8 protein-coding genes are annotated in these 13,242 nt (G+C 73.9%); 4 read left to right on the top strand and 4 right to left on the bottom strand.

Features of this window, described 5'->3' with window-relative positions; genetic code table 11:
- Window positions 1-7: 7 nt before the first annotated feature.
- On the top strand, window positions 8-2,551 hold the full coding sequence (pcrA, locus tag OG447_RS03370; protein ID WP_266934768.1) for a DNA helicase PcrA: 2,544 nt from the start codon (window positions 8-10) through the stop codon (window positions 2,549-2,551).
- A gap of 93 nt (window positions 2,552-2,644) precedes the next feature.
- On the opposite strand, the gene OG447_RS03365 is transcribed toward pcrA, so the two are convergent.
- The gene (locus OG447_RS03365) at window positions 2,645-4,264 is read right to left on the bottom strand and encodes a M23 family metallopeptidase (protein ID WP_266934766.1); all 1,620 of its coding nucleotides are present in this window, start codon (window positions 4,262-4,264) and stop codon (window positions 2,645-2,647) included.
- 223 nt (window positions 4,265-4,487) lie between these two features.
- The gene (locus OG447_RS03360; RefSeq protein ID WP_266938737.1) at window positions 4,488-5,240 is read right to left on the bottom strand and encodes a triacylglycerol lipase; all 753 of its coding nucleotides are present in this window, start codon (window positions 5,238-5,240) and stop codon (window positions 4,488-4,490) included.
- A 204-nt stretch (window positions 5,241-5,444) separates the two neighbouring features.
- Here OG447_RS03360 and OG447_RS03355 point away from each other — a divergent pair, with 204 nt between their 5' ends.
- On the top strand, window positions 5,445-5,846 hold the full coding sequence (locus tag OG447_RS03355; RefSeq protein WP_266934764.1) for a cobalamin B12-binding domain-containing protein: 402 nt from the start codon (window positions 5,445-5,447) through the stop codon (window positions 5,844-5,846).
- Between the two features lie 240 nt (window positions 5,847-6,086).
- Here OG447_RS03355 and OG447_RS03350 read toward each other — a convergent pair whose 3' ends face one another.
- Together OG447_RS03350 and OG447_RS03345 are read right to left on the bottom strand one after the other, a co-directional pair.
- A complete protein-coding gene (locus tag OG447_RS03350; RefSeq protein WP_266934762.1) occupies window positions 6,087-7,682 on the bottom strand; it encodes a DUF5691 domain-containing protein in 1,596 nt (531 codons plus the stop codon).
- A gap of 292 nt (window positions 7,683-7,974) precedes the next feature.
- Window positions 7,975-9,312, bottom strand: coding sequence for an SWIM zinc finger family protein (locus OG447_RS03345; RefSeq protein ID WP_266934760.1), 1,338 nt, complete (start codon window positions 9,310-9,312; stop codon window positions 7,975-7,977).
- Window positions 9,313-9,446: 134 nt separating this feature from the next.
- Between OG447_RS03345 and OG447_RS03340 the strand changes: the two genes are divergently transcribed.
- Both OG447_RS03340 and OG447_RS03335 read left to right on the top strand, forming a co-directional pair.
- A complete protein-coding gene (locus OG447_RS03340) occupies window positions 9,447-10,553 on the top strand; it encodes an AAA family ATPase (RefSeq protein WP_266934758.1) in 1,107 nt (368 codons plus the stop codon).
- Entirely contained in the window at window positions 10,550-12,883 is a 2,334-nt protein-coding gene (locus OG447_RS03335) for a DUF5682 family protein (protein WP_266934756.1), read from the top strand. Before OG447_RS03340 ends, OG447_RS03335 begins: the two co-directional genes overlap by 4 nt.
- The last annotated feature ends 359 nt before the right edge of the window (window positions 12,884-13,242 follow it).

Genomic DNA, 13,242 nt, shown 5'->3' with positions numbered 1-13,242 from the left:
GAATGCGATGAGCAGCCTCTTTGACGACAGTTTCCTGGTGGACTTCACCCCCTCCGACGAGGTCCCCCCGCCGCCCGAGGATCACCCCGCCCCGGAACCGGGCGCGGACGATCTCTTCGGGGGCAAGTTCGACATGCCCATGTCCGGGGACGCGTACTACCGGGACGGCGCCCCCCGGCCCGTCATCGACCCGGCGACGCTCCTGGACGGGCTCAACGAGCAGCAGGCCGCGGCCGTGGTGCACGCGGGCTCGCCGCTGCTCATCGTGGCCGGCGCCGGCTCCGGCAAGACCCGGGTGCTCACCCACCGCATCGGGCACCTGCTGTCCGCGCGGAACGTCCACCCCGGCCAGATCCTGGCGATCACCTTCACCAACAAGGCCGCCGGTGAGATGAAGGAGCGCGTGGAGAGCCTCGTCGGCCCGCGCGCCAACGCCATGTGGGTGTCCACCTTCCACAGCGCGTGCGTGCGCATCCTGCGCCGCGAGTCCAAGCGACTCGGCTTCACCTCCTCGTTCTCGATCTACGACGCGGCCGACTCGAAGCGCCTGATGGCACTCGTCTGCCGGGACCTGGACCTGGACCCCAAGAAGTTCCCGCCCAAGGCCTTCAACGCCAAGATCTCCAACCTGAAGAACGAGCTGATCGACGAGGAAGCCTTCGCCGACCAGGCCGCCGACGGCTTCGAGAAGACCCTCGCCCAGGCCTACGCCATGTACCAGGGGCGGCTGCGCGAGGCCAACGCGCTCGACTTCGACGACATCATCATGACCACGGTCCACCTGCTTCAGGCGTTCCCGGACGTCGCCGAGCACTACCGGCGCCGCTTCCGGCACGTCCTGGTCGACGAGTACCAGGACACCAACCACGCCCAGTACACCCTCGTGCGCGAACTGGTCGGCACCGGCTACCCGGATCTGCCCCCGGCCGAACTGTGCGTGGTGGGTGACGCCGACCAGTCGATCTACGCCTTCCGCGGCGCGACCATCCGCAACATCCTCCAGTTCGAGGAGGACTACGCGGACGCCAAGACGATCCTGCTGGAGCAGAACTACCGCTCCACGCAGACGATCCTCTCCGCCGCCAACGCCGTCATCGAGCGCAACGAGAACCGCCGCGCCAAGAACCTGTGGACCCAGGCCGGCACCGGCGCCGTCATCACCGGCTACGTCGCGGACACCGAGCACGACGAGGCGCAGTTCGTCGCCGACGAGATCGACCGCCTCACCGACGCCGGTGACGCCAAGGCCGGCGACGTCGCGATCTTCTACCGGACCAACGCGCAGTCCCGCGTGTTCGAGGAGATCTTCATCCGCGTCGGACTGCCCTACAAGGTCGTCGGCGGCGTCCGCTTCTACGAGCGCAAGGAGGTCCGGGACGTCCTCGCGTACCTGCGCGTCCTGGCGAACCCCGAGGACAACGTCCCGCTGCGCCGGATCCTGAACGTGCCCAAGCGCGGCATCGGCGAGCGCGCCGAGGCGATGATCGACGCCCTCGCGATGCGCGAGAAGATCACCTTCCCGCAGGCGCTGCGGCGCGTGGACGAGGCCTTCGGCATGGCCGCGCGCTCGACGAACGCGGTGAAGCGGTTCAACGTGCTGATGGAGGAGCTGCGCACGATCGTCGACTCGGGCGCCGGCCCGGCGGTGGTGCTGGAGGCGGTGCTGGAGCGTACGGGCTACCTGGCCGAGCTCCAGGCGTCCACCGATCCGCAGGACGAGACGCGGATCGAGAACCTCCAGGAACTGGCGGCGGTGGCGCTCGAGTTCGAGCAGGCCCGGGAGGCCGCGGCCACCGAGGCGGCCGAGACCGGCGCCCCGGCCCCGGGTCCCGGCACCCTGGCCGAGTTCCTGGAGCAGGTCGCCCTCGTCGCCGACTCCGACCAGATCCCCGACGAGGACACCGAGGGCACGGGCGTCATCACGCTCATGACCCTGCACACCGCCAAGGGCCTGGAGTTCCCGGTGGTCTTCCTGACCGGCATGGAGGACGGGGTCTTCCCGCACATGCGGGCGCTGGGCCAGACCAAGGAACTGGAGGAGGAGCGCCGCCTCGCCTACGTCGGCATCACCCGGGCGCGCGAGCGGCTGTACCTGACCCGGTCGAGCATGCGCAGCGCGTGGGGCACGCCCTCGTACAACCCGCCGTCGCGGTTCCTGGAGGAGATTCCGGCGGAGTACCTCCAGTGGAAGCGGACGGGCGCGTCCCAGAAGCCGGCGGGGCCGATGCGGAGCTCGGGGTACGGGTCATCCGGTTCATCCGGCTCGTCCGGCTCGTCCGGCTCGGGGAAGGCGACGTTCGGCACCTCGCCGGAGTCGTTCCTGTCCTCGTCGCGTACGAAATCGGGCCCGTCCGGGTTCGCGACGCGCCGGGCCGCCGACAAGCCGGTCATCAACCTCGTGGTCGGGGACCGGGTCACGCACGACCAGTTCGGGCTCGGCACGGTCATGGAGGTCAAGGGAGCGGGCGCGGACGCGCAGGCCACCATCGACTTCGGGGACGACAAGCCCAAGCGGCTGCTGCTGCGCTACGCGCCGGTGCAGAAGCTGTAGCGGTCCAGGTCGTCGAGGGGGTCCATGCCGGTACGGGTGGGCCCCGCTTGTTCAGGGGGTCCGTGCCACTACGGGTGGGCCCCGCCCCGCTCGTTACGAGGGGTTCAGGCCTTGGGTGCGGAACCACGGCATGGGGTCGATCGCGGACCCGCCGCCCGGCCGTACCTCGAAGTGCAGGTGCGGCCCGGTTGAGTTGCCGGAGTTGCCGGAGTACGCGATGACCTCGCCGGCCTTGACCTTGCCCCCGCGGATCTTGGTGCTGCTCAGGTGGCAGTACCAGGTCTCGGTGCCGTCGGGCGCGGTCACTATGGCCATGTTCCCGTACGCGCTGTTGTACTGGGTGCGCACGGTGCCGTCGGTGGCGGCCATGACCGGGGTTCCGTAGGCGACCGGGAAGTCGATGCCGGTGTGCACGGACATCCACATGCCGCCGGACTGCCCGAAGCTGGCGCTGAGGCCCTGCTGTGCGACGGGGATCGCGAACTTGGGGCGGGCCGCCTCCTTGGCCGCCGCCTCCTCCGCCTTCTTCTTCTTCTCGTCCTCCTGGCGCTGACGCAGGTCGATGCGCTCCTGCGTGCGGCTCGCGCGGTCCGCGAAGTCGCCCGCGTCGGCGCTGAGCGCGGCCAGTTGGGTGTCGAGCTTGGTGTTCGCCGCGACCGGCTTCACCGAGGCCGGGTCGGGCGCGGCCATCGTGGTGGTGTCCTCGGCGGGCTTCTCCGTGCCGGTCAGCCCGCCGACCGAGGCCGCCGCGACACCGGCGACGCCCATCACGCAGGCGGAGGGCACGGCCACGGTCAGCAGGGCGGAACGCTTCGCCGGGGTGCGGCGACGGCTGCTCGCCCGGCTGCTGCTCGCCTTTGCGGCGGCCTTGGCGTTCGCCTTGCCGCCTGCCTTGGCGTTCGCCTTGGCGGCGGTCCGGCGTGCGCTGCGCGGCTCGCCCGTCGTCGACGGCGGGGTCACGGGCATGGCCTGGGTGGGGAGGTCGTGCACCTCGGCCGAGGGCTGGAGGTCGGGCTCCTCGCCGGGGACGGCCTCGAAGACGGCGGTCTCGCTGTACGCCTCGGGCGCGGCGGGGGCCTCGGGCTCGGCCGCGGGTCCCGCGGCGGCCTCGGGTTCGTAGGCGGCCTGGGCTTCGTAGGCGTAGGCGGTGCCGTCGTAAGTCTGCTGCTGGTGCTGGTGTTCCTGCGGCTGGTGCTCGTGCTGCTGGTGCTCGTACTGGCCCGGGTACTGCTGCGCGGGCTGGTACTCGTACGCGTACTCGTTCGGATAGGCGGCCTCGGCGGGGGCCGGGGTCTCCGTGACGGTGTTCCAGGCGGTGGCGTCGTAGGCGCCGGTCTCGGTGCCGGTGGTGCCGTAGCCCGGCAGTGCCCAGTGCCCGGTCTGCTCGGCCGAGGTGTCGTAGCCGAAGGAGGCGGGCTGGTAGCCGGCGTAGCCGGGGTACTCCGCACCCGGCGTGCTCCAGGCGCTCGCGTCCCACTGCCCGGTGGTGTCCGCGGGGACGCCCTGGCTGGGGATCGTGGGCACGTAACTGCCCTGCGAGGCCCATGCGGTGGCGTCGTACGCGCCGGTCTCGTAGGAGCCGTAGGCGGCGTAGTTGACCCCCTGGCCCTGCGTTTCGTAGGAAACGTAGGTCGAGTCACCAGCGAAAGTGGTGGTCGTAAGGCCGTCATACCCGGGATCCGGGTACTGGCCCGGCGAGGGGCGGTCGTTCACCAACTTCTCTTTCGCCTCGGCAGTGGGGGGCCTGGGTGGCCGGGGAATTGGAGGTTCCCCGGAGGAGAGCAGTGGCGTGACTGTACCCGGCGGTTACACGCAACGACAATCTTCGCGGGGTCTCGGTAGTTGCGGAACCGGGCATTCGGCCGTCTTTCGGTCGCCGAAATGCAGAGCCTTGGCCTTGAGTTCGAAATCCGTTCGACTTTTGCTCGGGTGCCGTCTAGGCGACGGAAGCGGCGTCCGGGCTCTCGGCGGCGGCCTGACCGGGCCCGTCGAGGGCGCGCCGGACGGCCGCGATCACGGCGGGGTGAGCGGGCAGGGCGAGGTGCCCGATACCCGTGACCTGCACGTTCTCCACCCGCAGATCCGGATGCTCGATGCGCGCCGTCCCGACGGGAGTCATCAGCGCGTCGAACTCGCTCCAGAAGGCCACGCACCGGGTCGCGCAGCCGGGCGCGGGCTCGGCCAGCTCGGACACCACCCGGGAGTCCGGGCGCATCTGCCGGACCAGGGGGTGCGCGTCCATGAAGGGGGCGACCAGCGTGCCGGAGTGCGGGGTACCGAGCGTGACGAGCGTGCGGACACGGGCGTCGCCGCCGAGGCGCTGCACGTAGTACCGGCCGACGAGCCCGCCCAGGCTGTGCCCGACCAGGTCCACCCGCTGCTGCCCGGTGCGCTCGCACAGTTCCTCGACACGCCGGGCGAGGTGGCGGGCCGTGACGCGAAGGTCGCGGGTGAAGGGCGAGTAGTTGTACGCCTCGACGTGCCGCCGGCCGCCGGCCCCGAGGGCGCGGCGAAGCAGGACGAAGACGGAGCGGTTGTCGGTGAACCCGTGGAGGAGGAGGACGGGCGGCCGTGTCGCGGGCGGGCGCGGGACGACCTTCTCCTGGCACACTCCGGTGGGATAGAGGAGGAGGTGTCCGCCGAGGACCACTACCTCCAGGGCCCCGGCCCGCAGTGCGGCTCCGGACATGGACACGGACAACGGCACGGACAGCCCCACCGGCGGCCTCCCCTCGGCCTCTTGGGACTGCGGCCGGTCGCGCCACCGTGCCGTGCGGCTGTCGGCACGGTGGCGCAATGCCGTCCCACGTGTGATTTCCCCCTCGTGGGGGACCGCGAAACGGCGGCGTGCGCGATGCTGTACTTAACGTTCGTTCACTCGGGAGGCAGTGCGATGGGTGTGACCGGTCCGATCCGTGTGGTGGTGGCCAAGCCGGGTCTCGACGGCCACGACCGCGGTGCGAAGGTGATCGCGCGGGCGCTGCGGGACGCGGGCATGGAGGTCATCTACACCGGCCTCCACCAGACCCCCGAGCAGATCGTGGACACCGCCATCCAGGAGGATGCCGACGCGATCGGCCTCTCGATCCTCTCCGGCGCCCACAACACGCTCTTCGCCCGCGTGCTGGAACTCCTCAAGGAGCGGGACGCGGAGGACATCAAGGTCTTCGGCGGCGGCATCATCCCGGAGGACGACATCGCCCCCCTCAAGGCGAAGGGCGTGGCGGAGATCTTCACCCCGGGAGCGACGACGACGTCGATCGTGGACTGGGTCCGCTCGAACGTCCGCCAGTAGCCTCCGGCGGGCGATCCTCAGCCCCCGCTGCCCCGGGGGCGACCTCAGCCTCGCCGGCGTTTGAGGCGCGGGGTCTGGGGCGGAGCCCCAGGTCCTGAGCCGAGCCGGAGGTTCCCGGACGGGTCCGGGCGGAGCCCGGGAAACGGAGAAAGGGCGGGGCGGGGAGCAGCTCCGCGCAGCGGCGACCCCACCACAGGGGCGACCGCACCGCCGCGGCGGACCCCACCCCCCGGCGAGGGATCAGGCCGGGGCGAGTTCCGAAAGCATCGCCGCCCGGAGGTCAAGGGTGGCGACCAGCCGCTGAAAGGCCTCGGCCCAGTACGCGGCGGCGCCCGGCGACGCCTCCGGCGGGTCCTCGACGGAGGCGGTCAGGGCCTCCAGACGCCCGGCCTCCGCAGGATCGAGGCAGCGCTCCGCCAGACCCATCACCCCGCTGAAGCTCCACGGGTAGCTCCCCGCCTCCCGGGCGGTCTCCAGCGCGTCGACCACCGCCCGGCCCAGCGCCCCGGCCCACGGCACCACGCACACCCCGAGCAGCTGGAACGCCTCCGAGAGCCCGTGCGCCCGTATGAACTCGGCGACCCATCGGGCCCGTTCCCCCTCGGGCAGGGTCTCCAGCAGCTTCGCCCGCTCCGCCAGCGAGGCCGTCGCCGGACCCGCGGCGGGCGGCGCGGACGGCGGCCCGAGCAGGGCCCGCGACCACTGCGCGTCGCGCTGGCGCACAGCGGCCCGGCACCACGCCGCGTGGAGTTCCTCCGCCCAGCCCTCGCCCTCGGCCACCGGCAGCGCCACGATCTCCGCCGGGCCGAGCCCGCCGAACCGCTCCCGCCAGCAGTCCAGCGGCGCGGCCTCCACGAGCTGCCCGAGCCACCAGGCCCGTTCCCCGCGTCCGGCGGGCGGCCGCTTGACCACTCCGTCCCGCAGCATCCCCGCGTCGCACTCGGCCGGCGGGGTGACCCCGTCGGGGCCCACGCACGCCAGGGCGCGCTGCGCCATCCGCCCCGCCAGCGCCGACTGCGGAAGCGCCGACAGCAGCTCGGCCGCCGTCGCCCGGACATTGCGGCTGCGGTCACCCAGCGCCGCCTCCAGGAAGGGTTCGTCCCCGTCCGACAGGCCCACCCGCAGCGAGTCGAGGAACATCAGCCGGTCCTCGGCCCGTTCGGTGGCCCAGGTCGTCTCCAGCAGGCGTGGCGCGGCTGCCGCCTCGTGGGCCCGTATCGCGCCCAGCAGTGCCACCCGCTCCGCGAACAGTCCTTCCTGCCACAGCCGTTCCACCCCCGTCGGGTCCGTCACGTCCGGCAGCTCTCCCGCCCCGCCGGACCCGCCGCGCAGGGCGAAACGCCAGTCGGGATTCAGCCGGGCCAGCCAGAGCCCCCGCGCCCCGGCCAGCGCCAGGGCCTGCGGACGCAGGTCCGTACGGGCCCGGGCCGCGTCCAGCAGGGCCGGCACCAGTGCGGCCGGTGCCCGGTAGCCGTACCGCCCGGCCGCGGCCAGCCACTGCGGCAGCAGCTCGGTCAGATCCGGGGCGGCTCCGCGCCGCCCGCCGCCGCTGCCCGCGCCCGTGCGGCCGGCCAGCAGCTGGGCCAGCCGCCGCCGGGCCGCCTCCGGAGGCGCCGGACGCGGGTCGCGCGCCGCCGGCTCCGGCCGGGAGCGCGCCTGCGCCGGTCTGAGCCCTGCCCGGCGCCGTACGGTGTGCACGGCCGCCGCGTCCAGCAGGGACTCCGGCGAGCCGGCCGGCCCGCCGCCCGGGCGCCGGTCGGTGCCCAGCAGCGCGGCGCCGACCAGCTCCTCCCAGTCCCCGTACCCCTCGCCGTATCCCTCGTCACCCTTGTCCATCAGGCCCCTCCCTCGTCACTCGTCCTCGGTCGAGGACCGGGCTCCGGTCCCGCCCCCTCTGCGGGACCGGAGCTGTCGATGCCCCGTACGGGTCCTGTCCGGCCGGTCAGGCCGGACAGGACCAACTGCTCTCAACTGGCGTGGTTGTCGTCCACAAAAGCCCCCCCGGCTCCTTGTCGTCACACGTCGGCGCCCCCGCGCCGCCGCGTCCTCCCCGTCCCCCTCCGCCGTCCTCGCCGGACGGCATACGGGCCCCCAGGCCCCCAGCGATCTCCTTGATTTCCGGCCCGGCTCAGACCAGGGCGACCGGCTCGGGCGAGTCCGGCTGCCAGGCCGTCAGCGGCGTGAAGCCGCGGTGGCCGCATTCGCCGAACACCGTCACCGGGCCCCCGCCCGACAACGCGGCCAGCTGCCACAGCCCCGAGTGCGAGCGGCCACCCGCGAGGGTGACCGGCAGGGCGGAAGTGCCCTCCGCGTCGGCCAGTTGCCAGCCCAGCTCACCCGGAACCGGGATCACCGGCCCGAGCACCACCGGCCAGGACTCCAGCCACGGGTCCTCCCGCAGCGCCGCCCCGTAGGCCTCCAGTGCGGCCCCGGTGCTCACCCCCGCCGGTACCTCCCGGCACGGCTCGGCCGCCGAGAACCTCTCTCCGAGGTCCGCCCGCAGCCCCGCCGACCCGGGCCGGAAGCGGGCCTCCGCCTCCAGCACCAGCCCCACCGGCAGCGCCAGCCCCGGTGGCCGCCCGGGCGGTCCGAAGTCCAGCACCAGAGCGGGACGTCCGCCCGCCAGCCCGCGCAGCCATATCCGGCGGGTGGTGAGCCGGCCGTCCGGTGACACCGAGTCGTACTGGGCGAGCACCAGCCAGCGGTCCCGTACGGCCTCCCCCTCCCCGGAGGCCGGCAGTCCCACCCTGCCGCGGACGGTCGCCGCCAGGGCATCGGGCAGCCCGGCCACGCCCAGCCAGGCCCGGTCCAGCAGGTGCAGCAGCGCCGCCTCCTCCAGCATCCGGGCGGGCCAGCCGGGGCCGCAACTGGGTATCGCCCCCAACTCCCGTACCCGCCCGGCCAGTCCGGGCGCCTGGGCATCGACCATCCGGGCGGCGGTCTCCTCCCACGCCGCGTACCCCGCCTGCTCCTGGCCCGCGAGGCCGCCGCGCAGCAGATCGGCGAGCCGCTGCTCCAACTCGGTGACGCCCGCGCCGATTCGGGCAGCCCGCCGCTCGGATCGCCGCCGGGCCCCCTCCTCGTCCACCGGCCGGCCCGCCCCGGCGGCCGGACGCACGGCCTTCGCCGCGCGGTCCGCCAGCCACTGCGCGGCCCACTCCGGCGCCTCGCCCGGCTCGCCGACCCCCTCGGCGGACCAGAGCAGCAGCAGCCCCAGGGCGTGCTTGCACGGGAACTTCCGGCTCGGGCAGGAGCACTTGTACGCCGGTCCGGCCAGGTCCACGACCGTCCGGTACGGCGTACTGCCACTGCCCTTGCACAAACCCCACAGCGAACCGGAAGCGGAACCTCCGATCTGCGACCAGGGCCCCGCCCCTCCGAGTCTGCTTCCCGCCTTGCGTGAGGCATCGTCAGGAGCCAGAGCCAGTACTTGTTCCGCTGTCCAGCGGACCCCCTGCTCAGTCATGTGTCCCACCGTAGAGACCCCCACTGACAATCGCTCTGACCTGCAACAACACTATGGACAGGGCCCGTTGTCAGTGGCGTGGTGCACCGTGGGATCAGCAGTCGGGAGCGGCTGCCGAGCATTGGAGGGGGACCATGACCACGCCCGAGAACAACACCGGCACCGAGGCCCTGCGACCGCACGCCGAAGACGCCTTCGCGCAAGAACTGAAAGCCCTGGCGGACGCCGACGACCGGCCCCGCCCGACCCGCTGGAAGCTCTCCCCGTGGGCCGTCGCCACCTACCTGCTCGGCGGCGAACTCCCCGACGGCACCGTGATCACACCCAAGTACGTGGGACCGCGCCGCATCGTCGAAGTCGCCGTCACCACCCTCGCCACCGACCGCGCCCTGCTCCTGCTCGGCGTCCCCGGCACCGCCAAGACCTGGGTGTCCGAACACCTCGCCGCCGCCGTCAGCGGCGACTCCACCCTCCTCGTGCAGGGCACCGCCGGCACCCCCGAGGAAGCCATCCGGTACGGCTGGAACTACGCCCGGCTGCTCGCCCACGGACCCAGCCGCGAGGCCCTCGTCCCCAGCCCCGTCATGCGGGCCATGGCCGACGGCATGACCGCCCGCGTCGAAGAGCTCACCCGCATCCCCGCCGACGTCCAGGACACCCTCATCACCGTCCTGTCCGAAAAGACCCTCCCGATACCGGAACTGGGCCAAGAAGTGCAGGCCGTGCGCGGCTTCAACCTCATCGCCACCGCCAACGACCGCGACCGCGGGGTCAACGAGCTCTCCAGCGCGCTGCGCCGCCGCTTCAACACCGTCGTCCTGCCGCTGCCCGCCACCGCCGACGCCGAGGTCGACATCGTCGCCCGCCGCGTCGACCAGATGGGCCGCGCGCTCGACCTGCCGGCCGCGCCCGAGGGCCTGGAGGAGATCCGCCGCGTCGTCACCGTCTTCCGCGAGCTGCGCGACGGGGTCACCGGCGACGGCCGGACCAAGGTGAAGTCGCCCAGCGGCACCCTCTCCACCGCCGAGGCCATCTCGGTCGTCACCGGCGGCCTCGCCCTCGCCGCCCACTTCGGCGACGGCGTGCTGCGCCCCTCCGACGTGGCCGCGGGCATCCTCGGCGCCGTCGTCCGCGACCCGGCCGCCGACAAGGTCGTCTGGCAGGAGTACCTCGAGGCCGTGGTCCGCGAGCGGGACGGCTGGAAGGACTTCTACCGCGCCTGCCGGGAGGTGACGGTATGAGCCCCCGCGCGCAGGGGCCCCTCCTGCTGGGCGTACGGCACCACGGGCCCGGCTCGGCCCGCGCCGTGCGGGCCGCCCTGGACGCGGCCCGGCCCGCCGCCGTCCTCGTCGAGGGGCCGCCCGAGGGGGACGCGCTGATCGCACTGGCCGCCGATCCAGGGATGCGGCCCCCCGTGGCGCTGCTCGCGCACGCCGCGGACGACCCCGGCCGCGCCGCCTTCTGGCCGCTGGCCGACTTCTCCCCGGAGTGGGTCGCGATCCGCTGGGCCCAGGAGGCCGGCGTACCGGTGCGGTTCATCGACCTCCCGGCCGCCCACTCCCTGGCCGGGGCCGGGGCCGGGGCCGGGGCGGGGGACCCGGATCCGGACGGGGACGCGGACGCGGCCGGTCCCGTACGGGTGGACCCCCTCGCGGTGCTGGCCGAGACCGCCGGGTACGACGACCCCGAGCGCTGGTGGGAGGACGTGGTCGAACACCGGGGCGCCGGCGGCGCGGGCCAGTCCGCGCTCGGCGCGTTCGAGGCGCTCGGCGAGGCCATGGGAGCCCTGCGCGAGACGTACGGGGACGGCGGCCACGCCCGTGACCTGGTGCGCGAGGCGTACATGCGGCAGCGGATGCGGGCCGCCCGCAGGGAGTTCGGCGACGCCTACGCCGTGGTGTGCGGCGCCTGGCACGTTCCGGCGCTGCGGGCCAAGACCATCGTGGCCGCGGACAAGGCCCTGCTCACCGGGCTGCCCAAGGTCAAGGTGGAGACCACCTGGGTGCCCTGGACCCACCGCAGGCTCGCCCGGGCCGGGGGCTACGGCGCGGGAATCACCTCGCCCGGCTGGTACGCACACCTCTTCGCGGCCCGGGACCGGCCCGTGGAACGGTGGCTGACCAAGGTCGCCGGCCTGCTCAGGCAGGAGGACCGGCAGGTCTCCTCGGCACACGTCATCGAGGCGGTCCGGCTGGCCGACACCCTGGCCGCGATGCGCGGGAGACCGCTGCCCGGGCTGACGGAGACCCTGGAAGCGGTCCGGGCGGTGATGTGCGACGGCTCCGACATACCGCTCGCGCTGATCGAGGACCGCCTGGTCGTCGGCGACGTGCTCGGCGAGGTCCCCGACGCGGCGCCCGTCGTACCGCTCCAGCGCGACCTGACCCGCCAACAGCGCTCCCTGCGGCTCAAGGCCGAGGCACAGGACCGCGAGCTCGAACTCGACCTGCGCAAGGACACCGACACGGCGAAGTCGCTGCTGCTGCACCGGCTGCGGCTGCTCGGCATCGAATGGGGTACCCCCACCGCCTCACGGGGCAGCACCGGCACCTTCCGCGAGACCTGGCGGCTGCGCTGGGAGCCGGAGCTGTCCGTGCGGGTCGCCGAGGCCGGCATCTGGGGCACCACCGTCCTCGCGGCGGCCACCGCCAAGGCCGAGGCCGACGCCGCGGGAGCCGAGGAACTGGGCGAGGTGACCGCCCTGGCCGAGCGGTGCCTGCTGGCCGGACTGTCCGAGGCGCTGCCCGCGGTGCTGCGGGCCCTCGCGGACCGGGCCGCGCTGGACACCGATGTGGCGCGGCTCGCCAAGGCCCTGCCCGCGCTGGCCCGATCGCTGCGCTACGGGGACGTCCGCGGCACCGACGCGGCGGCCCTGGGCACGGTGGCGGCCGGGCTCGCCGAACGGATATGCGTGGCGCTGCCGCCCGCCTGCTCCGTCGGCCTGGACGCCGAGGCGGCGGCGGAGCTGCGCGGCCACGTGGACGGGGTGCACGGTGCGGTCGCCCTGCTGTCGGACGCCCAGGAAGGGCTGCGGGAGCGCTGGTCCGCGGTGCTGCGGACACTGGCCGGGCGGGACGCGGTACCCGGCCTGATCCGCGGCCGGGCGGCCCGGCTGCTGCTCGACGAAGGGCGGCTGCCGGCCGAGGAGACGGCCCGGCTGATGGGGCTCGCCCTGTCCCCGGCGGCCTCCCCGGCCGACGCGGCGGGCTGGATCGAGGGCTTCGCGGGAGGCAGTTCGGGCGGCGGCACGCTGCTCGTCCACGACGAGCGGCTGCTGGGCCTGATCGACGCCTGGCTCGTGGGCGTGCCGGAGCGCGCCTTCACCGACGTACTGCCCTTGCTGCGCAGGACCTTCGGGGCGTACGAGCCGGGGGTGAAGCGGACGCTGGGCGAGCTGGTCCGCCGGGGCCCGGGCGGAGCAGCCGCAGCGGCCGGCCCCGGTTCGGCACCCGAGGGGTTCGCCCCGGAGCTGGACCAGGACCGGGCGGACGCGGTGGTGGCACTGGTCCGGCTGCTGCTCGCCGGGCCGCCGTCCGAGACGGTGGCGCCCGAGGTCGCCGCGCTCGTGTGACGGGCCGGTCCGGGCAGACAGCCGTCCCGGCGGTCCCGGCGGTCCCGCCGCGGGGCCGGCGTCCAGGTACGACGGCGACGGTCGCGAGCCGCCCCGCAGGGGAGCGGGCCGGGACCGTCCGCCTGGCGGGCCACGGCCAGGCCGGCGGGGTGTGACGAGGGCGGCGTGTGAAGAGGGCGGCTGGTCCGCCGGAGGCACCGGCGGTGAAGGCCGGCGAACACGACGAGTGCGACGAGTGCGACGAGTACCAAGGGGGACGGACAGATGACGAGCACGGACAACGCGGCGGTGCTCCGTGAGGCAGCCGACGGCAGTGCGTCCGGCGGGGCACCCGCGCCCGCCACGGCGCCGGTCGCCGG

Source organism: Streptomyces sp. NBC_01408 (assembly GCF_026340255.1).
Taxonomy (GTDB): Bacteria; Actinomycetota; Actinomycetes; order Streptomycetales; family Streptomycetaceae; genus Streptomyces.
The sequence above is the reverse complement of the archived record's forward strand: the minus strand, read 5'-3'. Positions and strand labels throughout refer to the sequence as shown.